23 protein-coding genes are annotated in these 23335 nt (G+C 40.7%); 8 read left to right on the top strand and 15 right to left on the bottom strand.

Annotated features, from left to right (window positions below; genetic code table 11):
- Positions 1-448 precede the first annotated feature (448 nt).
- Positions 449-1117, bottom strand: a complete 669-nt coding sequence (locus tag NST73_RS07355) for a YkyA family protein (protein WP_342499495.1) — start codon at positions 1115-1117, stop codon at positions 449-451.
- Between the two features lie 235 nt (positions 1118-1352).
- Here NST73_RS07355 and NST73_RS07350 point away from each other — a divergent pair, with 235 nt between their 5' ends.
- Both NST73_RS07350 and def read left to right on the top strand, forming a co-directional pair.
- Complete coding sequence (locus NST73_RS07350; protein WP_117590933.1) at positions 1353-1526, top strand: YjcZ family sporulation protein; 174 nt, start codon at positions 1353-1355, stop codon at positions 1524-1526.
- Between the two features lie 112 nt (positions 1527-1638).
- Positions 1639-2196: a peptide deformylase gene (gene def, locus NST73_RS07345; RefSeq protein WP_008345111.1), complete on the top strand. Its 558-nt coding sequence runs from the start codon at positions 1639-1641 to the stop codon at positions 2194-2196.
- Between the two features lie 38 nt (positions 2197-2234).
- On the opposite strand, the gene NST73_RS07340 is transcribed toward def, so the two are convergent.
- Positions 2235-3014: a Cof-type HAD-IIB family hydrolase gene (locus NST73_RS07340; protein WP_342499494.1), complete on the bottom strand. Its 780-nt coding sequence runs from the start codon at positions 3012-3014 to the stop codon at positions 2235-2237.
- A 394-nt stretch (positions 3015-3408) separates the two neighbouring features.
- Here NST73_RS07340 and NST73_RS07335 point away from each other — a divergent pair, with 394 nt between their 5' ends.
- Together NST73_RS07335 and rnjA are read left to right on the top strand one after the other, a co-directional pair.
- The gene (locus NST73_RS07335; protein WP_008345114.1) at positions 3409-3618 is read left to right on the top strand and encodes a DNA-directed RNA polymerase subunit epsilon; all 210 of its coding nucleotides are present in this window, start codon (positions 3409-3411) and stop codon (positions 3616-3618) included.
- Between the two features lie 5 nt (positions 3619-3623).
- A complete protein-coding gene (gene rnjA, locus NST73_RS07330; RefSeq protein ID WP_012009818.1) occupies positions 3624-5291 on the top strand; it encodes a ribonuclease J1 in 1668 nt (555 codons plus the stop codon).
- Between the two features lie 99 nt (positions 5292-5390).
- Here the strand turns inward: rnjA and ade are convergent, their stop codons facing one another.
- The 5 genes from ade to NST73_RS07305 all read right to left on the bottom strand — a co-directional run bounded on the left by ade (position 5391) and on the right by NST73_RS07305 (position 10673).
- The gene (ade, locus tag NST73_RS07325) at positions 5391-7121 is read right to left on the bottom strand and encodes an adenine deaminase (RefSeq protein ID WP_342499493.1); all 1731 of its coding nucleotides are present in this window, start codon (positions 7119-7121) and stop codon (positions 5391-5393) included.
- 263 nt (positions 7122-7384) lie between these two features.
- Positions 7385-8053: a TrkA family potassium uptake protein gene (locus NST73_RS07320; protein ID WP_008345123.1), complete on the bottom strand. Its 669-nt coding sequence runs from the start codon at positions 8051-8053 to the stop codon at positions 7385-7387.
- 37 nt (positions 8054-8090) lie between these two features.
- The gene (locus NST73_RS07315; RefSeq protein WP_047946864.1) at positions 8091-8933 is read right to left on the bottom strand and encodes a gamma-glutamylcyclotransferase family protein; all 843 of its coding nucleotides are present in this window, start codon (positions 8931-8933) and stop codon (positions 8091-8093) included.
- A 27-nt stretch (positions 8934-8960) separates the two neighbouring features.
- Positions 8961-10250 carry an ATP-binding protein gene (locus tag NST73_RS07310; protein WP_017359399.1) on the bottom strand — a complete coding sequence of 430 codons (1290 nt, stop codon included), beginning with the start codon at positions 10248-10250 and terminating at the stop codon, positions 8961-8963.
- A 144-nt stretch (positions 10251-10394) separates the two neighbouring features.
- On the bottom strand, positions 10395-10673 hold the full coding sequence (locus NST73_RS07305; RefSeq protein ID WP_017359400.1) for an AbrB/MazE/SpoVT family DNA-binding domain-containing protein: 279 nt from the start codon (positions 10671-10673) through the stop codon (positions 10395-10397).
- Between the two features lie 276 nt (positions 10674-10949).
- Here NST73_RS07305 and mreBH point away from each other — a divergent pair, with 276 nt between their 5' ends.
- From mreBH to NST73_RS07290, 3 genes are all read left to right on the top strand, one after another.
- Positions 10950-11957: a rod-share determining protein MreBH gene (gene mreBH / locus NST73_RS07300; RefSeq protein WP_017359401.1), complete on the top strand. Its 1008-nt coding sequence runs from the start codon at positions 10950-10952 to the stop codon at positions 11955-11957.
- A gap of 74 nt (positions 11958-12031) precedes the next feature.
- On the top strand, positions 12032-12163 hold the full coding sequence (locus tag NST73_RS07295) for a protein YkpC (protein WP_003210922.1): 132 nt from the start codon (positions 12032-12034) through the stop codon (positions 12161-12163).
- A gap of 107 nt (positions 12164-12270) precedes the next feature.
- Positions 12271-13503 (top strand): aminopeptidase, encoded by a 1233-nt coding sequence (locus tag NST73_RS07290; RefSeq protein ID WP_046527027.1) that lies wholly within the window; start codon positions 12271-12273, stop codon positions 13501-13503.
- 40 nt (positions 13504-13543) lie between these two features.
- On the opposite strand, the gene NST73_RS07285 is transcribed toward NST73_RS07290, so the two are convergent.
- Entirely contained in the window at positions 13544-15163 is a 1620-nt protein-coding gene (locus tag NST73_RS07285; RefSeq protein ID WP_007498620.1) for an ATP-binding cassette domain-containing protein, read from the bottom strand.
- 144 nt (positions 15164-15307) lie between these two features.
- Here NST73_RS07285 and NST73_RS07280 point away from each other — a divergent pair, with 144 nt between their 5' ends.
- Entirely contained in the window at positions 15308-15583 is a 276-nt protein-coding gene (locus tag NST73_RS07280) for a hypothetical protein (RefSeq protein ID WP_024719551.1), read from the top strand.
- A gap of 63 nt (positions 15584-15646) precedes the next feature.
- Here NST73_RS07280 and lepB read toward each other — a convergent pair whose 3' ends face one another.
- The 7 genes from lepB to NST73_RS07245 all read right to left on the bottom strand — a co-directional run bounded on the left by lepB (position 15647) and on the right by NST73_RS07245 (position 23318).
- A complete protein-coding gene (gene lepB / locus NST73_RS07275) occupies positions 15647-16219 on the bottom strand; it encodes a signal peptidase I (RefSeq protein ID WP_039168702.1) in 573 nt (190 codons plus the stop codon).
- A 210-nt stretch (positions 16220-16429) separates the two neighbouring features.
- Complete coding sequence (locus tag NST73_RS07270) at positions 16430-18322, bottom strand: PTS fructose transporter subunit IIABC (RefSeq protein ID WP_008345139.1); 1893 nt, start codon at positions 18320-18322, stop codon at positions 16430-16432.
- Between the two features lie 13 nt (positions 18323-18335).
- Positions 18336-19247: a 1-phosphofructokinase gene (gene pfkB / locus NST73_RS07265; protein WP_047946873.1), complete on the bottom strand. Its 912-nt coding sequence runs from the start codon at positions 19245-19247 to the stop codon at positions 18336-18338.
- Positions 19244-19999, bottom strand: coding sequence for a DeoR/GlpR family DNA-binding transcription regulator (locus NST73_RS07260; RefSeq protein WP_008345143.1), 756 nt, complete (start codon positions 19997-19999; stop codon positions 19244-19246). The genes pfkB and NST73_RS07260 overlap by 4 nt, the downstream gene beginning before the upstream one ends.
- A 335-nt stretch (positions 20000-20334) precedes the next feature.
- Entirely contained in the window at positions 20335-21528 is a 1194-nt protein-coding gene (locus NST73_RS07255) for an ABC transporter permease (RefSeq protein WP_024719554.1), read from the bottom strand.
- Positions 21529-22215: an ABC transporter ATP-binding protein gene (locus NST73_RS07250; protein ID WP_045034218.1), complete on the bottom strand. Its 687-nt coding sequence runs from the start codon at positions 22213-22215 to the stop codon at positions 21529-21531.
- Positions 22212-23318 (bottom strand): efflux RND transporter periplasmic adaptor subunit, encoded by a 1107-nt coding sequence (locus tag NST73_RS07245; protein ID WP_144678858.1) that lies wholly within the window; start codon positions 23316-23318, stop codon positions 22212-22214. The genes NST73_RS07250 and NST73_RS07245 overlap by 4 nt, the downstream gene beginning before the upstream one ends.
- Positions 23319-23335 lie beyond the last annotated feature (17 nt).

Here is a 23335-nt window from a genome sequence, read left to right as displayed (position 1 = left end):
ATTGTCGAAACATTGGATGATCGCTTGCTTTTGAGTTTTTCTAACTGTATTAACGATAGTTCACAAAAAACTAATACAACTTCTGTTAACAAGGAATAGTTTACAACAAGAAAAATAGTCCGTCAATTGATTTAACGGCTTTATTTAAATAAATGTATTCGCTTTACTTTTTATGGTGACCTGTACCAATCTGTTTAATCAACAGCACAAACTGTACTAGTATAGAGTGGATCACTGTACTACAATAGCACATGTTTGTTTTTGTCAAAAAATAAAAAAAGAGCTATTTTCAGCTCTTTTGATCGTGATGGACAAAGGGCCAAAATGAACTTCATTTTAACCCCTTCTCTTCTTTTCAGTTTGACATCTTGGAAAAACGAGTAACGACACGCAGGCACTTTGGGAGTAGCAGCGATAAACAGAGCTAGCAAATATGCAAGTACTGTTTTTAGCTATTTTGTGATTCTTTCTGAGCTGTTTTGTATAAAGCTTGTTTATATTCGTTCAATTGATCTGTATATTGATTGAACTTCTTGCTTTCTTTTCTAACTTTACTATAGGAACGATTGACTGTTTTCAGTTTGGATTTCAGTTCGGCGTATCCTAAGTCTTTTCTTTTTAAGGATTCATACAAGTGCTTGTCTTGTTTCAGCGCCTTTTGATACTCACGGTAAAGCTGATCATACGATGCGTATCTTTTTTCAATTGATTTGACTGTTTGTTCTGCTTTGTCTTTTACTTCTGCATCTTTTATCTGTCCAGCGAATTCCTTTACAGATTGAAATTCTTTTTTCGATTGATCCATGCTGTCTTTTTCTGTTTTTAAATGTTCTTCACGCTTTTCTGCCGATGCTAATGCTTGATCAGACAAGTTTGAGACGGTTTTTGTGTGGTCTTTTGTTGTTTGAATCATTTGTTTATACAACTGCTGCTCTTTTTTTTCATAGCTTTGCAGTGCGCCTTGTTCTTTTTCAAAGGATGCTTCTTTTTCGCTCATTTTTGTCATGGCATCTTGCATCTCATAAAGCGGATTTTGACCTCCGCAGCCCGCAAGCAAGAGGGTACATATCCCCGCTAAAGTTGCACCTGCTTTTATTCTTCTTTTCATCTGTTTCAATTACAAGGTCCCCCTTTACATCTCCACATACCACTATAATTTTTCAGGGCGGTTGTGACAAGGAAAGAGGATGGTTTTTTGAGGGGAAAGAAGATTTTTTTCATGCTCTAGGCTCATGACTATACAAATAGTGCATTCATACATAGTTTATATTACACGCTTCGCCTTCACTTATGAGAGGCCGAGTGTATTTCCAAAGGAGGTCAAAAGTATGTCTAATTATAGTCATGGAAGTATGTATGGTGGATACGGCGGTTACGGTTATGGATACGGCGGCGGTTGTTGCTATCCAAGTTATGGTGGTGGATACGGTTACGGTGGTGGACGTACATTCGCTTTAATCGTCGTCCTATTCATTCTATTGATCATTGTTGGCGCAGCATTCTTAGGCGGCGGTGGCTGCTGCTAATGGCTGAATAAGCCTCTGACCGGTCTCATACGACCGGTCTTCTTTATTTCATTGCATATGTTGTGTATCATTTTATATACTTTACATACAAAGGAAATAGGAGTGAAGTTTTGTGATTACCATGGATGATATCGTACGAGACGGGCATCCCGTCTTAAGACAAACAGCTGAAGCGGTCGAACTCCCGCCAACAGAAGAAGAAAAACAGCAATTAGCTGACATGATTGAATTTGTCAAAAACAGTCAGGATGCAGACATTGCTGAAAAATATGAACTTAGACCCGGTGTTGGCCTAGCAGCTCCGCAAATCAATATCAGTAAACGAATGATCGCTGTTCACTGTGAAGACGAGGGCGGAGAACTTTACAGCTATGCATTATTCAATCCTCGCATTGTTAGCCATTCAGTCAAAAGAGCTTATTTAGCTACTGGAGAAGGCTGTTTATCTGTTGATGAAGCCATCCCTGGATTCGTCCCGCGCTATGAAAAAATCAGGGTGAAAGGTACAACGCTTGAAGGTGAAGACATTGATATTCGCCTAAAAGGGTTTCCGGCCATCGTTTTTCAGCATGAAATTGACCACTTAAATGGCATTATGTTTTATGATCATATTCAAAAAGATCATCCATTCGCCGAGCCAGACAACGCGGTTGCGATCGGCAGATCATAACATAAAAACAAGACCCGTCCATCAGCGGGTCTTGTTTTTTATTCATCAATAAGGCCTAATTCAGTCACAGCGTGGAATATGCCATCCTCATCTACAGGTTTGGTGACAAAGTCAGCTAATGTTTTTAATTCATTGACTGCATTCCCCATCGCAACGCCTGTTCCAACAAAAGAAATCATTTCTCGATCGTTCAGCCCGTCACCGAAGGCAATTGTGTCCTTTTGATCGTAAGGAAGTCTTTCAATGACTCGTTTAATTCCTTCAGCCTTTGATCCACCTTTTGGCAGGACATCAGTAGACAGCTCATGCCACCTGACGAGATCAATTTCTTCACGGAACGCTTCATATAGATGTTCCTCTTCTGCTTTACAAAATAGTAGCATTTGATAAATGACGTTTTCTTTAAAGAATGACAAATCATGCTCGGGATGCTCTGTTTTTAAAGTGCCAATCCCTTCATGGATAAATGGATGGTTCGGCACAGATGCCTTCATCGTCTTCTCTCCCATGAAAAGAAGCGGATGATCATGTTGATCCGCTGTTTCATAAATTTTATCCATCAGCTCTTGCTTAAGCGGATTGCCGTAAATGACTTCTCCTTCGTACATGACATACTGACCGTTATAAGCAATAAATGAGTCAAGCCCTATTTCTTCTAAAATAGGCTGGATGAGAAAAGGCGAACGGCCAGATGCAATGAAGAGATGATGCCCTTTTTCTTTTAATAAACGAACAGCTCGCTTCGTTGATTCAGGTATTTTTTTATCATGGTCATATAAAGTACCGTCGATATCAAAGAAGATGACTTTTTTATTCATATCTCGTCTCCTGTCTCTTGTTATGTATACCCTCTCCCCTTCATCATACAGAAAGATCTTCACTGACGAAACCACTTCCTCTTAAAACGCCCATTTCCCACATATAACCATGTAACATTAAGTGGAAACATCATATAATACAAGTATATAGAGAGAACGGAACAAATGGCTGAATGAGACTCATACCGAAAGGAGGCGATCCGCGATGCTTCGTCGTCTGCGCAAGAAAATTCGAAGACAATGGAAGGACATGCTTCGTAAAAAATCGATTGCTTAAAAGGATCTTCCGCACATTTGCTGAAGGTCCTTTTTTCTCTGAGACTTTTCTTATGCGCGTTTTTTTAATATAATAGAATAAGCGAGTGTAACATACGGTATTTAAGGAGAGATTTGGATGATATATAAGGTATTTTTTCAGGCAAGTACGACTGAGGTACCTGTGAGAGAACACACAGATTCACTATACGTTGAAGCGGTTTCTGAAAGAGACGTACGCGATAAGTTGAAAAAACATAACTACAATATTGAATTCATTCAGCCTGTAGACGGTGCTTTTTTAGACTATGAACGAGAAAGTGAAAATTTTAAAGTATTGGAGCTATGAGAGGAATGAAATTTGTAAAAAACGATCAGGCGGCAGTTTTTGCGCTCGGCGGATTAGGCGAGATCGGTAAAAACACGTATGGCGTTCAATTTCAAGATGAAATCATTTTGATTGATGCTGGTATTAAGTTCCCTGAAGATGAGCTTCTTGGAATTGACTACGTCATCCCTGACTATACGTACCTAGTTAAAAACGAAGATAAAATCAAAGGTCTTTTCATCACTCACGGACATGAAGACCACATCGGCGGTATCCCTTACCTTCTCAAGCAAGTAAATATTCCAGTTTACGGCGGCAAACTCGCAATCGGCCTACTTCGTAATAAATTGGAAGAGCACGGTCTCTTGAGACAGACAAAACTTCACATTTTTGAAGAAGAAGATACCATTAAATTTAGAAAAACAGCTGTGTCTTTCTTTAGAACAACACACAGTATTCCAGATTCTTATGGAATTGTCGTGAAGACACCTCCTGGTAACATCGTACATACAGGTGATTTCAAGTTTGACTTTACGCCTGTTGGCGAGCCTGCCAACTTAACAAAAATGGCTGAAATCGGGAAAGAAGGCGTTCTATGTCTTTTATCCGATAGTACAAACAGTGAAATTCCAGAATTTACGATGTCTGAAAGACGCGTAGGTGAAAGCATTGATGACATTTTTAGAAAAGTCGACGGCCGTATCATCTTTGCTACGTTTGCTTCAAACATTCACAGACTTCAGCAAGTGATCGAGTCCGCTGTTGCCAACGGTCGAAAAGTTGCGGTGTTTGGACGAAGTATGGAGTCTGCTATTGATATTGGACAAGATCTTGGCTACATTAAATGTCCAAAAAACACGTTCATTGAACACAATGAAATCAACCGTCTACCAGCAAACAAAGTAACCATTCTTTGTACTGGTAGTCAGGGCGAACCGATGGCCGCTCTTTCTCGTATTGCCAACGGTACGCACCGCCAGATTTCAATTAACCCTGGAGACACTGTTGTCTTCTCGTCTTCACCGATCCCAGGTAACAATATTAGCGTAAGCCGTACCATTAACCAGCTTTATCGTGCTGGTGCTGAAGTCATTCATGGCTCACTCAATAATATTCATACCTCTGGACACGGCGGGCAGGAAGAACAAAAGCTGATGCTCCGTTTAATTAAACCAAAATTCTTCATGCCGATTCACGGTGAGTACCGCATGCAAAAAACGCATATTAAACTTGCGAATGATTGCGGAATCCCTGAGGAAAACTGCTTTATCATGGATAACGGTGAAGTACTTGCACTGAAAGGTGACGAAGCAAGTGTCGCTGGCAAAATTCCATCAGGCAACGTGTATATCGACGGTAGCGGTATTGGTGATATCGGCAACATCGTGTTAAGAGACCGCCGCATTCTTTCAGAAGAAGGTCTTGTCATTGTTGTTGTCAGCATGGATATGAAAGAATTCAAAATTTCTGCAGGTCCTGATTTAATCTCAAGAGGCTTTGTCTACATGAGAGAATCTGGCGACCTCATCAACGACGCACAAGATCTCATTTCAAAGCATCTTGAAAAAGTAATGGAACGTAAGACGACTCAATGGTCAGAAATTAAGAACGAGATTACTGACACTCTTGCTCCTTTCCTTTATGAAAAAACAAGACGCCGCCCAATGATCTTACCGATTATTATGGAAGTGTAATGACGTACAAGGAGACACAGCCAATTGGCTGTGTCTCTTTTTTATGCGTAATAAAAAAACCCGCATATCTGTACGATACGTGCGGGTTCAGTCATTGTTTTACGATTGAATCGGGAGATGCTGAAAACTTCTCACATCAAACAATCCTTGTGTTGTCATTTTCACATCAGGAATGACTGGCAGTGCCAAGAAGGATAATGTCAAAAACGGATTAAAGTCTACGGCAAAGCCTGTTTCCTTTAAAGCATCATGGAGTGCATGAAGGCTTTCATTGACCGTATGTGCAGGTTGATCTGATAATAAACCGGAAATCGGTAATGGAAGCGTATGAAGAACTTCTCCGTCTTTTACAACGGTCAAACCGCCCCCTGCTTCTTTTAACGTCTCAATGGCTTTGATCATATCAGCATCATTTGTTCCAACAGCAATTAAGTTATGCGAGTCATGGGCAACTGTTGTTGCAATCGCCCCCTCTTTTAAGCCGAAACCGCTGACAACCCCTATCCCAATTTCAGATAGACCTTTGTGGCGTTCGACAAGTACTATTTTTAATACATCTCGATCAATATCACTCGTAAATTGTCCATCGCTTCCAGAAGGAGATATTTGTTCTAATTTCGTTTCAAGCTGATTCGGTATAATGCGAATGACATTCATCTTTTGGTGATCTGTTATAGGCAGCGTTAGATCTTTCTCTTGAACGTCCACTGCATGTACCGATTGCATGAGCGAAGAATTTGGCGTGATCTTGTCGACACTTGGCAAATATTCTCCATGTTCAGAGACCAATTCTCCTGCGATAAAGACGCTTGTAATTCCTACCTCATGTAAGTCAGAAATGAGCATAAAGTCCGCGTCAAAGCCTGGTGCAATTGCTCCCTTTGTTTTGAGACCGAAGCACTCCGCTGCGTTTAAACTTCCCATTTGATATGCTAAAAAGGGGTCCAATCCTTCTTGTATCGACATCCGTACTTGTTCATCAATACTTCCTTGAGCCATTAAATCATCTAAATGTTTATCATCCGTACAAAAGAAAAAGCGTCTCGCATTCTTCTCATTGACAGCAGGCAATACGTTTTTCACGTTTTTAGCAACAGAGCCTTCTCTCAGCATGACATACATGCCTCTTTTGACACGTTCAAGGGCCTCTTGAGCTGTTGTCACCTCATGATCCGTTTGGACATTAGCTGTTCGGTACACATTAATTAATCGGTCCGTTAATCCTGCTAGATGGCCATCAATGAGTTTATGTTCATGTTGAGCATCAAGCAGTTTTTGAAGCATATCTTCTTCCGCTTGTTCCACCGCGACATAATCCATCACTTCGGCAAGACCAAGCACTTCTTTCTCCTGATAAAGAGGCTTTAAATCTTTTGCTTTTAGTGTAGCACCTGATCGTTCAAAGCTGACTGCCGGTACACAGGATGGCAGCATGAAATATATATTTAGAGCAGCTTTTCTCGCTTCTTCGAGCATAAAACGGATACCTGCAACACCGGATACATTGGCAATTTCATGCGGGTCTGTTACAACAGTTGTCACACCGTGAGGAACGACAGCTTTGGAAAATTCAGCAGGAGTCACCATCGAGGATTCGATATGAACGTGGCCGTCAATGAAACCGGGAACAAGCATTTGACCTGTTGCATCCAGCTCCTGTTCTCCTTCATACTCCCCAATTCCTACTATTTTTCCATTTTCAACAGCGACATCAGCGTCTATCCATTCCTGGTTAAACACGTCCATAACCTTCGCATGTTTAATCACTAGGGCTGCTTTTTTTCTCTTTGCAGCTACCTCAATTTGATGTCTGAAAAGCTCCTTATCCAACGACACTGCCTCCTCCGAGTAAACAATATAATGTTTCTTATCGTAAACGAATCTGTTTGCCCAGTCAATGACATTTAGAGAAAATCAACCATATCAAAAGATTGATTTTTATTTCTGAATAGTGATAATTGGCTGAAAAATAACCATGTTCTATTTTGCTGTTCTTTTAGAAAGTAAACGGCTCTTTTCCACTTTGTTCTCTCCCACAATGTCCGCCCAATATGTACACTTCTAAAGCAAAAAAACACCCCTTCTCGGAGTGTTTAATAGTCGTTCTGCATTTCCCGTTTTTCAAAGCGCCCGATATCTGCCACTGCCCCAATGACAATGAGGATATCTTCTTTTTGAATCATTTCATCTGCGAGCGGTGAAACGATCACTTCTTTCCCGCGTTTAATTGCCACGATATTGATCCCGTACCTTGCACGAATGTCGAGATCTAACAAAGAGTGCCCAGCAAGTCTGCTGTTGGCGACGATTTCAATGAGGCTGTACTCATCTGACAGCTCTAAATAATCAAGCACGTTGTTAGAAATAATTTTATGTGCAATCCGTCTGCCCATGTCTCGTTCAGGATGGACAATACGGTCCGCACCAATTTTATTCAAAACCTTTTCATGGTAGTCATTTTGAGCTTTCACTGTGACCATTTTGACACCAAGCTCTTTCAGCATAATCGTTGTTAAAATACTCGCCTGAATGTTTTCACCTATCGCCACGATCACATGATCAAAATTGCGGATGCCTAGGTTTTTTAGGACAGATTCGTCCGTCGAATCACCAATCACGGCATGTGATGCAATTTTAGCATATTCGTTCACACGATCTTCATTCATATCCATGGCCATGACTTCAAGTCCTTCTTCGCTTAGCGCCTTGCAGATACTTCCGCCGAAGCGTCCAAGACCAATGACTGCATATTCCTTTTTCATGTTCAGACTCCTTTTATATCACTTACCATGCATTTTACTACGGTTTCATTAATGAATCCATATGCGACCGTATTTTTTTACGGAACGCTTCACTTAAGTAAAGGTCTGCTCCTTTTTCGATTTCACTGCGATAATGACCAGGAGGCGCAATTTCTTCGCTCTTTTTTAAAACGAGAAACGTCAAGCAGTCCTCATACACTTGATCACCTACTGTGACATCGACAAATGCTGGACGATAAGTCCCTTCATTTACACCTTCTCGTTTGTACAAATAACGAATGGCATCAAAAGGTACTTCATATAGAACACCCTCTGTTTCTCCGCCGTCTTCTACCATATCTGCTCTTGATCCATCAGGGCGCACCAATGTAAACCTTGTGGTAAAACGATCAAGTGTGCCGCCGCCGATGATTTGTTTGAAATAATGTTCCACTTTCGCAAGCTTAAACCTTGCATCATCCATACAGGACCCATAGGCAAAATAATAGAAGGAAGACGGTTTGCGCTCCCATAGTTGATATGACTTCCAGCAGCCGCTTTCAATCTCCTTCAGGCTCGATGCCTTCTGCTTACATATTGTATAAGCAACGGCTGACCTTGGCCCCTGGTCTGTCATAACCTCTATTTCCTGCTGGTCATACCCTTCCTCTAGCTCATCTATCTTATGCAGCGTTTCATCACTGACCTCATACAATTCTCCATATACTGTGTTTTGTTCCGAGACAACACACACAGGGTAACCCTCACCTGTATCGTACAGTCTCCCTTTTATCCAAGCAGATGCTGCTAATGGACTGCTTTCTTTCATCAATGTCTCGTGATACTTTTCGTGCTTTAAAAGTGTCCCATACACAAATAACGTCTTTGTCTCTTTCGTCATCACACATCACATCCTCTCACCTTGCTACTATCTGCTTTTTTGATACACAGGTAAGTAAATATCAAAAGCCGTCCCTTTGCTGAGCTCGCTCTTTACATCCATTCTTCCATGGTGATCTTTTAAGATCGTCGCACAGATCGTTAAACCAAGTCCTGTACCTTCTTTTTTAGTCGAAAAGAAAGGATCATATATTTTCAGAATGTCCTCTTCGGACATTCCTTTTCCTTCATCTTGAATCGTGATTTTCCATTCATTCATCACTTTTTCTGTTGATATGTATATATTGCCGCCTTCAGGCATCGCCTCGATCGCATTTTTGATTAAGTTAATGAACAGTTGCTTCATTTGATTGGCGTCTGCTAATATCGTGCCAGCATCCTGCTTTTTAAATGGCTGTTTGAGATCAATATTTGAAAGAACGGCATTGGTCTTTAATAACGTAATCACCTGCTCTAGCAAATCATGGAGCTGTACTTCTTGAAATTGAACCGATTGAGGTTTTGCTAAGACAAGCAGCTCACTTAAAACAAAATCAATGCGTTTAATTTCAGAAAAGATGATATCAAAATAATCGGTTCTTTCAGGATATTGCGTTTTCATCAGCTGCAAAAATCCATTGACTGAGGTGAGCGGATTTCTGACTTCATGGGCAATGCCAGCGGCTATTTGTCCTGCAACAGCCAGCTTTTGTGCCTGCATTTGTAATTGCTGATTTGATCTTTCAAGTTCAAGCTTTGCCTGCTTTTGTTTCGTGATATCTGCAACCGTTCCAATACCTCCAGTAAACTGGTGCTGTTCATCGAAATAAAGCTTATAATGCACATCTCCCCATACCTTTTTTCCTTCTTTATGGAGAAGCTGCAGCTCCACCCGCCCCTCATCCTTATGCTCTTTGATCACAGACAACAAATGCTGAACGACATGCTCTTCTTGATCAAAGTACTGATTATACATCGTACCTAGACACTCCTCTATGTCGTAACCCGTCATTTGTTTCCATGCTTGATTTAAAAAAATGATTTCACCTTTTTCATTGGTTTCAAAGACGATTTCTTGCAAGTTATCTGTTATTCGATTCAGCCGCTCTGTCAGTTCGTGTGCTTCTTTTTCTCGTTTATTTAAATCTGATACAAGCAAATTCAACCGGTCCACATAGCCTGAGATGCTCCAAATACCGGCCAAAACAACGACTGTAAAGGCTAGATCGAGCGGCCAATTAATGTGATAGCCGCTAAGATAATAAAAGAAATCCCAGCTCAAAATTAATATAAATGCAAGAACGGATAACAGGATCCGTACTTGATATGTTTTGTTCAAATAATTCCACCTGCCGCCCTGAGATTCTTTGTCAATTGTACCATTTTCCACTTATTTTTTGAGGGAGATGCGGCATTTTTAAGGAACTTTTTTAGAAAAAATAGCCTGCTCTCAGCACAATGGGAGAGAACAGGCTATTTTTATTTACTGCTGAAGGGCTTCTTGAAGCTCTTTTAGCAGTAGTTCTGCGCCTTCAGCGCTTAATGTAATTTGACCATTTCCATACTCGTGGTTCTCAGAAGTAATCTCACCAGTCATCAGGCAGACGCCCTCTGGCTGATATTTTTTCAAGACGATTTTATCTCCATCTATAAAAAATTCCATACTGTCTTTAATAGCGATATCAAGTGCTCTTCTCAATTCGATTGGCATCACAATACGCCCTAGTTCATCTACTTTTCTTACAACTCCGATAGATTTCAATTTCGTTCCCTCTTTCTTTCATTAGCTCAAGATCAATCTGTTTTTCACCAATTGATATATCGTAGACGTAAGAGATTCTTAAAAGGTTTCTCCTGCATAAAAATTTTTTTCAAAATCGAAAAACCAAAGGGAAAATTTATTGTGATTGTCAAAATGAGACTTGAATTTTACAGATTCATTTCAAGGTGATCACAAACCCCCACAAATGACCTCAACCCTCTGAACTTTTAAATGTAAAATTGTTTAAAACAGCAAAAATAGAGATTGGGTGAAAACATGTTTCAAAATGCCGAAATTGGAATTGATTTAGGAACAGCTAACATATTGGTTTACAGTAAAAATAAAGGAATTATTCTCAATGAACCATCCGTTGTGGCAGTAGATACGGAAACAAAAACTGTCCTTGCAGTGGGGTCAGAAGCAAAAGAGATGATTGGGAAAACACCTGGAAAAATTGTAGCGATCCGTCCGATGAAAGATGGTGTCATCGCTGATTATGATATGACAACCGATTTACTTAAACAAATTATGAAAAAAGCAGGAAAAAATATTGGGTTTACCTTTAGAAAGCCGACTGTGGTTGTTTGTACACCTTCAGGTTCAACAGCTGTCGAACGCCGCGCGATCAGCGATGCTGTCAAAAATTGCGGAGCAAAGCATGTGCATTTAATTGAAGAACCCGTCGCAGCTGCAATCGGTGCTGATCTCCCGGTGGACGAGCCTGTTGCCAACGTCGTTGTAGATATTGGCGGAGGAACGACAGAGGTAGCGATCATTTCATTTGGCGGAGTTGTCTCTTGCCACTCGATCCGAATTGGCGGAGATCAACTGGATGAAGATATCATTACTTTTGTGAGAAAGAAATACAATTTACTGATCGGTGAACGGACAGCTGAACAGGTAAAAATGGAAATTGGTTATGGACTCATTGAACACGAACCCGAGTCATTAGAAGTTCGTGGACGCGACCTTGTCACAGGTCTTCCAAAAACAATTACACTTGAATCAACAGAAATTCAAGGTGCTATGCGAGAATCACTTCTTCATATTTTAGAGGCGATTCGGGCTACATTAGAAGACAGCCCTCCAGAACTGAGTGGTGATATCGTAGATCGCGGCGTCATTCTAACTGGCGGTGGTGCACTATTAAACGGCATTCAAGAATGGCTCTCTCAAGAAATTGTCGTCCCAGTTCATATCGCAGCAAATCCTCTTGAATCTGTCGCAATTGGAACAGGTCGTTCATTAGAAGTAATCGACAAATTGCAAAAAACATTAAAATAATCTTCATGTTCTACTTCTTTTTTCTTCATTTCGATCATATCGTGATGAATGGATAAACGTGAAGGAGGAAGAACATGTTGCTTGATTTAGGTAAACGGGTCGTTGTCACAGTCATTTTAACCGGTATTATTTTAGGAGGAATGAGCCTGTCGTTTTCACATATGCCCCCTTCTAATGCACAGCCTGTGAAACAACTGAACCGCTAAAAAAGCCGCACGAAAGCGGCTTTTTTATTTTGCTTCGGGACGGCTCCCCATTTTCCTTTTCGGTCTTAAATCTGATATGATGAACATGACTAAAGGAGGGTTTTTTTATGAGTTCATTTGAAAAACAACTAGATCAATATGCAAAAACCATCGTTGAAGTAGGTGTAAATGTTCAAAGTGGTCAAGAAGTGGTCGTATCTGCGTTCACTGAATCTGTAGACCTTGTCCGCCTTGTGGCAAAACACGCATATGAGCGCGGAGCAAAAAACGTACATATCCGCTGGAGTGATGGTGTTCTGACCCGTTTAAAATATGAACATGCCCCACAAGATGTGTTTGAGCAATTTCCAGAATGGGAAGCACAGATGATGGAAACCATCGCAAAACGTGGCGGTGCTTTTATTACGATCTTGTCAGAAAGCCCTGATCTTCTAAGTGGCATTGACTCGAAAAAAATTGCTTCACAGCAAAAAGCTGCAGGTTCAGCACTTCATACATATCGTCAATACGTTCAATCTGACAAAGTTGCATGGACAGTCGTCGGGGCTGCATCAAAAGATTGGGCGAAAAAGATTTTCCCTGAGCATGCAGATGAAGAAGCTGTTGCATTATTATGGGAACAAATCTTTAAAGTCGCCCGCGCTGATCAGCCAGATCCTGTTGAAGCGTGGAAAAAGCATGATGAATCACTAAATGAAAAAGTAAAAGTATTAAATGAACGTCACTACCACAAGCTGCACTATGAAGCACCAGGTACAGATTTAACGATTGAACTTCCAGAGCAGCATATTTGGGTAGGTGCTGGCAGCGTGAGTGAACGCGGCGTATCATTCATGGCCAATATGCCAACAGAAGAGGTCTTTACCGTACCTAAAAAAGATGGTGTAAACGGAACTGTCTCTAGCACTAAGCCACTTAGTTATGCAGGAAACATTATCGATGAATTTACGTTAACCTTTGAAAATGGGCGTATTGTAGATGTGAAAGCAAAAGAGGGCGAAGACATTTTAACCTCTCTCGTTGAAACAGATGAAGGCTCACATTATCTAGGTGAGGTTGCCCTTGTACCAGATGATTCACCAATTTCTAACTCAAATATCCTCTATTACAATACACTTTACGATGAAAATGCATCCAATCACCTTGCCATCGGCAGCGGTTATGCATTTAATATCGAAGGCGGTAAAGAGATGAAACGTGAGGAATTAGACGCAGCTGGTGTGAACAGCAGTATTACACACGTCGATTTCATGATTGGTTCAAAGGAAATGAATATTGATGGGATCACAAAAGATGGTAAACGTGAACCGATTTTCCGAAATGGAAATTGGGCTTTTTAAAGAAAAAAGACATCCTCATGTGGATGTCTTTTCTTTATGTTTATGCATACAGTTCTTGTAGTCTTTTTTGAATCTCTTGATCTGATAAGAACTCATCATAAGTTGTTTGTTTATCAACGATGCCATTTGGCGTCACTTCGATAATCCGGTTTGCAACTGTTTCAACAAACTGATGGTCATGAGATGAGAAGAGCATAGCCCCTTTAAAGCTCATTAGACCGTTATTCAGCGCTGTGATGGACTCTAGGTCTAAATGGTTCGTCGGCTCGTCTAACAGCAAAATATTCGCTCCAGACAGCATCATTTTTGATAACATACAACGAACCTTTTCTCCACCTGATAAGACGCTTGCTTTTTTCTTCACTTCTTCCCCAGAGAAAAGCATACGGCCTAAGAAACCACGCAGGAAGCTTTCACTTTGATCATTAGGAGAATATTGACGAAGCCAATCAACAAGATCTAAATCGCTTCCTTCAAAATATTCGCTGTTGTCTTTAGGGAAAAAGGCTTGAGATGTTGTCACGCCCCATTTAAACGTCCCGCTGTCTGGCTCCATTTCACCAGCAAGGATTTTAAATAAAGTAGAGACAGCAAGCTCATTACGGCTTAAGAACGCAATTTTATCCTCACGATTCATAATAAAGCTGACGTTATCCAGTACTTTTACACCGTCAATCGTTTTTGATAGACCTTCTACTTGAAGGACATCATTTCCGATTTCACGCTCTGGCGCAAAATGAACATAAGGATATTTACGAGAAGATGGTTTAATGTCATCTAGCGAAATCTTATCAAGCAATTTCTTTCTTGATGTCGCTTGCTTCGATTTAGATGCGTTCGCACTGAACCGAGCAACGAATTCTTGAAGCTGCTTAATTTGTTCTTCTTTTTTCTTGTTGGCATCCTGGCTGAGTTTTAATGCCAGCTGGCTTGATTCATACCAGAAATCATAGTTTCCGACATACACTTGAATTTTTCCAAAGTCAAGGTCTGCAATATGCGTACATACTTTGTTTAAGAAATGACGGTCATGCGATACGACAATGACGGTATTCTCAAAGTTAATGAGGAACTCTTCTAACCACTGAATGGCTTGTAAGTCCAAATGGTTCGTTGGCTCATCGAGAAGGAGAACGTCAGGTTTGCCGAATAAAGCTTGTGCTAAAAGCACTTTTACCTTTTCAGATCCACCAAGCTCAGACATTTTCTTCGATTGTAGGCTCTCTGGAATGCCAAGACCTTTTAATAGGATCGCAGCTTCACTTTCCGCTTCCCATCCGTTTAACTCAGCAAATTCACCTTCAAGCTCTGCTGCACGAATCCCGTCTTCATCTGAGAAATCAGGTTTCATATAAATCGCATCTTTTTCTTGCATCACATCATATAGACGTTTGTGACCCATGATGACGACTTTTAACACTTCAAACTCTTCGTATTCAAAGTGGTTCTGTTTTAAAATCGCTAAACGTTCACCAGGACTCATATGAACATCGCCCGTTTGAGCTTCAATTTCTCCAGAAAGAATCTTTAAGAACGTTGATTTACCAGCTCCATTGGCACCAATTAGTCCGTAGCAGTTGCCAGGAGTGAACTTAATATTTACTTCTTCAAATAATTTACGATCAGCAAATCGCAAACTAACATTATTCACTGCAATCATTTATTAATCCTCCATCACTCATTCATCAATATGAAGTATAACATGAATAACGATTGATAGAAACGTCTCTCGCTAAGAACAAAGGCTTTTTGTCCAATATGGTATAATAAGTGGGAATGTTTTTGTTGAAGGAGTTCGGGCGATTTGAGATTACTCACACTCATGGAATACTGTTTATTGATTTTCTTTATGGGCATTTATTTATCGGCGACTGGCTTTAATGCAAGAGACTTTGGCCTTTATATTGGACTTGTCCTCATTTACACACTGGTCCATATCTTTTCAAAACGCTTTTTACAAAAGCGCGGAAAAGACAATGTGAAAATTGGATTATTCCGTTCTGTTGTGGCGATTACCGGGTCCGTTTTCGCTTCTGTTTTGGCCATTGTCATCATTGTCACGATGCTCACACCAAATTAAAAACGACCCTACATGAAGGGTCGTCCATTCAAGCACCTTTCTTACGCATTGAGAAAGGTGTATTTATTGTGTTTGTCGAATATCGCCAAATGGGAAGAAAACAAATTCTGATGTGCCGACAATCCGATCCTTTTCAATGAGTCCGAGTCCATTTCGACTGTCCATAGAATTCAGTCTGTTGTCACCCATAACAAAGTAATCGTTGTTCGGTACTTTCACTGGACCAAAATCTCCTGTTAAATGTACCTCATACTCTTTGGCATGCGCCTTGTTCTCTTTTAAATAAGGCTCATCTACTTTTTTACCATTAATGTAAAGCGTATCATCCTTCATTTCAATCGTGTCGCCTGGAAGGCCGATCAATCGTTTGACATAATGAATTTTCTGACCGTCTTTTCCATTAATAATCACGATGTCACCACGTTTGACTCCACCGAGATAGTTGATGGTTTTGTTAACAAACAGCTTTTCTCCATCATGAAGGGTTGGTTCCATTGACTCTCCTTCCACCACATACGGCTCAAAAATAAACGTACGGATGATGAGGACGAGGGCAAGTGCAATTAAAATGGCTTTGATCCATTCAAACAGAGAACTTTTCTTCTCTTTTTTGGCTTGTTTCCCATCAGATTGAATGTCATTTTCGTTTTGTTTGTTTTCTTCGTTCAAAATACTGCTTCCTCCTAAGACTTTCTGCTAAAAGACTTGAAACGCGAATTGAATAACTTTACTTTATCACATGTTATTTAAAAATTCACAAGACAACCATTCAATTAGATATTTTTTCCTAATTTGCTGATGATTAAACAAAAAGAAGCACCGCTCTTCACGATGCTTCTTTTCAAATTAAGCTTCTTGTCGGACTGGTTTTTTTAGAATTCCGAGAAGTAGCGCTGTAACAATGGCACCGATTAAGATGCTGATGATGTAAAGAACTGGATGATTTGTTACCCAGAAAACGAATAGTCCGCCGTGTGGTGCAGGAAGCGTCACTCTAAAGAATTCTGTTAATCCACCTGCAACTGCTGCACCAATCACAGCTGAAGGAATGACGCGCAGAGGATCTGCCGCTGCAAACGGGATCGCCCCTTCCGTAATGAACGCAGCTCCCATGAAGTAGCATGTAATACCTGCTTCGCGGTCACGTTTAGAGAATTTGTTTCTAAAGATCGTTGTCGCTAGGGCAATTCCTAGAGGCGGCACCATTCCACCTGCCATAATCGCAGCATGCGGTGCATAGTTGCCAGCAGCAATCATCGCAAGACCAAATGTGTAGGCCGCTTTGTTAATCGGACCACCCATATCAATGGCCATCATACCAGCTAAAATAATCCCCATTAATACAAGGTTTCCAGTACCAAGTGATTCAAGCCAGTGTGTTAATCCGTCCATGACCATTTTAACAGGTGTGTTGACGATGTAATGCATGATAATCCCTGTAAAGAAAATACCGAACAATGGATAGAGCAGAACTGGTTTAATACCATCGAGCGACTGTGGTACAAAAGTGAATACTTTTTTGAGTAGCACCACAATGTAACCAGCAAGGAAACCAGCAATCAATCCGCCTAAGAATCCAGCACCTGCTGCAGAGGCCATGAATCCGCCAACCATACCTGGTGCGAAACCTGGACGGTCTGCAATACTCATTGCGATAAATCCAGCTAATACAGCAACGATTAAGGCAAGCGCATTATCTCCGCCAATTCCTTTTAATACAGCTGCAAATGAATTGAAAGAAGGATCTTTAGGGTCAGCTGAGTTAATTCCCCAGAAGAATGAAATCGCAACGAGGATACCGCCCCCAACAACAAACGGAAGCATGTTGCTTACACCGCTCATTAAGTGCTTATAGAATCCACTTCTTCCCTTACCTGACGATTCATTTTCATCTTTTGAAGAACTGCCGCCTGAACCTTTATAAATCGGCGCATCTTGATTGATGGCTTTTTCGATCAATTCTTGCGGACGGCGAATTCCAGCTGTCACAGGTACTTCAATAACATGTTTGCCTTTAAAGCGTTCCATTTCAACTTGTTTATCAGCTGCCACAATAATAGCTGGCGCTTCTTCAATTTCTTTTGCTGTCAGGGCATGTTTAATTCCACTAGAGCCATTTGTCTCAACTTTAATGTCAACGCCCATTTCTTTTGCTTTTTCTTTCAAAGCATCTGCGGCCATAAATGTATGCGCGATGCCTGTTGGACAAGCTGTCACCGCTAAAATTTTAGCAGGTTTTCCCGGTGCGGCCGGTTCCTCTTTGACTTCCTCTTCTTCTTCATCGTCTTTATCATGTGTATTGATAATTTCAATGATTTCATCTTCAGTAGCCGCTTCAAGAAGCTGCTTTCGGATCTCTTCACGCATGAGAAGTGTGGATAAACGAGAAAGTGCTTCTAAATGCGTGTTGTTTGCGCCTTCAGTTGCTGCAATCATAAAGACAAGATGACTTGGCTGTCCGTCTAATGATTCATAATCTACACCAGCTGTTGAACGACCAAATGCAATGGCAGGTTCTTTCACACTTGCTGTTTTCGCATGAGGAATCGCAATTCCTTCTCCGATTCCCGTAGAGCTTTGTTTTTCACGATTAACAACAGCTGCTTTGTAGCCTTCTTTATCATTTAATTTACCAGCTGTATCTAATACAGTGACCAGTTCTTCAATAACGGCTTCTTTTTGCTGGCTGTCTAATTGAAGCTTAATCGTATGCTTCGTGAGTAGTTCTGTAATTTTCATGATGACTCCTCCTTTAAATGCGTGTGACTTTTACTTGTGGCAATAATGTATCGACAAGCTCTTTTGTTCCAAGTTCCTCAGAAAATGCTGTAGCACTTCCTGATGTGACGCCAAGCTTAAATGATTCTTCTATGGAAAGGCCTTTAGAAACGCCAGCTAAGAATCCTGCAACGACTGAATCCCCTGCACCAACTGAGTTGATCAACTTGCCTTTTGGAACATTAGATTGAAAGATCCCTTCCTTACTAAATAAGAGAGCGCCGTCTCCAGCCATAGATACAATGACATGTTCAGCACCTTGTTCCAACAGCTTTTCCCCATAAGGAATGGCTTCTTCTGCAGATGAAATACTGGTTTCAAACATTTCACCTAACTCATGATGGTTCGGTTTCATTAAGAATGGTTTCAGATCTGCTGCTTTTTTTAAGGCTTCTCCAGAAATATCAAGTACGACTCTTACCCCTTGCTTCGCACATACTTCAGCAATGCGCTCATATGTGTTATGAGGCAGTGAAGAAGGAATGCTGCCTGCTAATACAACGACATCGCCTTCTGTTAATGAAGTGAATTGGGATAAAAACGAATCGAACTGTGCTTCAGTAATACTTGGACCGAGCCCGTTGATTTCCGTTTCTTCGCCTGTTTTTAGTTTCACATTGATACGTGTATCTTCTGACACCTCATGAAAGGCTGTTTGTAATTGTTCGTTTTGTAAAAAGTCTTGAATATATTTGCCTGTAAAACCGCCAATGAATCCAAGTGCTTTTGATTCAACACCGTGCCGTTTTAAAAGCCTTGAGACATTGATTCCTTTACCACCTGGATATTTTTTGTCATAGGTTGAACGATTTAAACCGCCGACCGCAAAATCCTCCACGTGTACGATGTAATCAACTGATGGGTTTAAAGTAACTGTATAAATCATGTTTTCACTACCTTTATAACCGTTTTTTCATGGTAATTATCGAATGAATCCTCTTTTGCGTCGTTTGTGATAATGGTGGCTTCCTGTAAACTAGCAAAGGTTGAAAACGATATTTCGCCAAACTTTGAGGCATCTGTTAAGATGTAGGTTTTTTTCGCCTGCTTCATGGCTCTTTTTTTAATGAGCGCTTCTTCTGGATCAGGTGTTGTAAACCCTGCCTCGGGATGAATGCCGTTCGTCCCAACAAAGCTTTTGTCAAAACGGTAATTTTCCATAGCTGTCAAAGCTGCGGCTCCCACCATGGCTCCTGTTCGATGTTTCACTGATCCGCCTATCAGGTAAAAAGAAATGCCTTTTCTCATGAGTGCTTCAATGTGCATGACACCATTTGTCACCACCACGATATCTTGATCTGGATCGATAAAGTCAATCATTTGCTGTGTTGTCGTACCAGCATCTAAGTAAATACAATCGCCTTGTTTTAAAAGTGATGCAGCTGCCTCTGCAATCAATGACTTTTCATGAAGGTTTTTGGCAGATTTCTCAAACACATCTGGTTCAAGACGAATACTAGATATTTTAGCAGCTCCTCCGTGAACTCTTTTAAGAAAGCCTTTTTCTTCGAGGGCTGATAAATCTCTTCTAATTGTAGATTCAGACGCATCCGTCATAATCGTTAAGTCCTGTATTTTGATGACATCGTTTTCTTCTAAATAGTCGATAATGAGTTGATGTCTTTCTGGTGTTAGCATTGAAAACACCCCCTTTTGAAAACGTATTCATTTTGCGCGCACCTTTATTGTAATCGCTTTTTTCAACATTATCAATACAAAACAATCAAATACATTCAATAACTATCAAAATCTTTCACAATGGTCATCTTACCTTTATATGTACCATTTGTAAACTGAAAAATATGTGACATTGAGAAGAAAGTCATGATATTAGCATTTCTATCATTTTTCATTTCATTCAATTGAACGAAAAAAAGCCTTTATGCGTTTTGCATAAAGGCTTCAGGTGCGGAACAGCAGGCAACATATCTCGTTCTACCTTCTTGTCAGCACCTTGAACGTTAACTTTAGGATTATTCATATCTAAGTGATTCAATAGGATCGAGCCTCGCTGCTTTATTGGCAGGAATCAGTCCAAAAATAATACCAATGAGCATACTAAATAGGACGCCTCCACATACGATCTGCCACGATACAAGAGAAGGCCACCCTGCAAACAGTGACACAAGTGAAGCACCTCCTAAGCCAAGCGCGATTCCAAGTAACCCACCGATCAGTGTAAGGACGACAGACTCAATTAAAAACTGAACGAGTATTTGAGCCCTAGTTGCCCCAAGTGCCTTTCGAATTCCAATTTCTCTTGTTCTTTCTGTGACTGATACGAGCATAATATTCATGACACCAATGCCGCCGACAAGTAATGAGATACCAGCAATTGAGCCAATGATTGTTGTCATGACAGACGTAATCTGACCAATGCCTGCTGCAATCTCTTCCAGATTGATCATTTCGTAAGCATCGTCTGTATGGTGATTTTCATTTAATCGTGCAGCCGCACTCTTTCCTACTTCTTTCATTTGATCAGCATGTGCGACTTGAATAGACAACTTATCATATTCTTTCACACCAAATGCAGTTGTCAGCATTGCAAAAGGGACATATATTTCATTCATATCAAATGAAAACAGCCCTTCCTGTTTTGCTAAAACCCCGATCACCTCAACCGGCTGTCCATTCATCCAAATCAACTCGCCTACTGCCTTCTCTCCATTAAACAATTCTTTTTGTATCCCTTCTGAAATAACAGCTGCCCTTCTTCCGCTCCTAAAATCGATTTCACGTAAGTCCTGTCCTTCTGCTATATGTAATGAATGTACATTCGTGTAGCCTTCATTAATCCCATTGACCGTTGCATCTATTGTTGTATCTTGGAACCTTAATTGCATGCCTTGTGCCGTGGAGGAGGCAACCTGTTTAACCCCATTCAATGCTTGAACACTTTGAATGTCTTCTTCAGTAAATGTGGCTTCAAATAACGCATTCGGATTCGCATTTAACTCCTCATCAGAGGGTGTATAGGTCATATCAATGGTATTGTTTGGCCCTGAAATTGATTCTTTCAGCATTTGCTCGCCGCCTTGACCGATGGCAACGACTGCAATCACCGAGCCAACCCCAATAATAATGCCAAGCATCGTTAAAATAGACCGCAATTTATGAGCAAGGACAGAATTCAGCGCTATTTTGATATTTTCAAAGAGTTTCATTCATTCGTCTCCTTGTATCAATCTATCTTGAGCGAGGCGTCCATCTCTCACAACGACTATCCGGTTTGTATACGCAGCTATTTCTTCTTCATGAGTAACGAGCACAACCGTTGTTCCTTCCTCATTGAGCTTTGTAAACTGTTCCATAATCGAGCCGCTCGTTTTTGAATCAAGAGCGCCTGTTGGTTCATCTGCCAAGATAAGCTCCGGCTCATTGACAATCGCACGTGCGATGGCTACTCTTTGCTTTTGACCCCCTGACAACTCGTTTGGCATATGCTTCATTCGATCTGCCAAACCAACCTTTTCAAGTGCCATTTCCGCACGTTCTTTTCTTTCCTTTTGACTGATACCAGCGTAAATCATCGGAAGTTCAACATTTCGCCTCGCATTTAATCTAGGCAGTAAATAAAATTGTTGAAAAACAAAACCAATGGATCGATTTCGAATCACTGCCAGTTCTTGATCCTTTGCTGCCGACAGCTCCATACCTTGAAAATGGTACTGTCCGGAGGTCGGGTGGTCCAGACAGCCAATGATATTCATTAACGTTGATTTCCCAGAGCCGGACGGGCCCATAATGGACATATACTCGCCTTTACCAATGACGAGGTCCACTTCACTTAATACATCAAATGTCTCCTCAGCGACTTCGTAGCTTTTTGTCACGTTTGAAAGCTGAATCATTCAGCATTCACTTCCATTCCGTCATACATATCATCTGATGGCTCTGCAATGATTTGATCTTCTTTTGTTAAACCTTTCGTCACTTCAAGATCTTGACCTGACGTTTCACCTAATGTCACTTTTACTTTCTTCAGTGCATTCTTTTCAACAACATAAACGTATGAACCATCTTTCTCTTTTTTCACAGCTGTTTCAGGAATTGTGTGCACTTGACGCTTGTCCGTTTCAATTTCCATGATCATTTTAAAGCCTGGTTTTGCATCCGGCTTTTTCCCTTTTATTTCAATTTCGACTGGATATTGTACGGTTTGATCACTAGCAGCTGTTTCTGCTGTTGACTGGGCAGGCACAGCGCCCACTTTTTTCACCACTCCTTGCCAACTCTTTTCGCGAATGACATCAGACGTTACCTTTACTTTTTGTTTCTTTTTGACTTTCATAGCATCATACTCACTGATTAAGCCTCGTACAATCATTTTTTTCTCATTGGCAATATGGATTACCGGCTGTCTCTCTTCTAGCTTCCCTGCGCCAGCATCTTGCTCGATGGAGATGACTGTTCCTTCAATTTTGCTATGTATCGTTAAATCTTCTATTTGTGCCTTTACTTTTTCTTGGTTAAGCTCCGCTTGTTTTTGCTCTAATTCAGCAGCTTTGAGTTCGAGTTCAAGCTGATCTCGCTCGTTTTTCGAATCAGAGCCCGCCTTTTTTCCCTGATTTTCATCTAATGAATTGAGTCTATTTTGTAATTGTTCAAGCTTTAGTGTACTTGATTCAGCCGCAAGTGCTTGCTGCTGTTCTTCAAGCTCCAGTTCCTTATTTTCATATGTAAGGAGCGGTGTTCCAGCTTTCACTTTTTCTCCTTCTTTCACAGCGATATGATTCAGGCTTCCCTTCTCCTCTTCTGTATAAATAAATTGCTCCTCCGAGAATGAAAGTGTTCCAGGCGTCATCACCTTAGAGGTTATTTCTTTTGATGCAAGTTGGACTGTTTTAAATGATGCCGTAGAAGCAGGCTTTGATTGGTTTTTTGCAATATTAAATCCAATAAATAGACCAATCACAATAATAATAATGGATCCGATGATGATTTTCTTTCTCATAAAAACATTCTACCTCC

This window comes from Bacillus sp. FSL W7-1034, from assembly GCF_038593365.1.
Taxonomy (GTDB): Bacteria; Bacillota; Bacilli; order Bacillales; family Bacillaceae; genus Bacillus; species Bacillus altitudinis.
The sequence above is the reverse complement of the archived record's forward strand: the minus strand, read 5'-3'. Positions and strand labels throughout refer to the sequence as shown.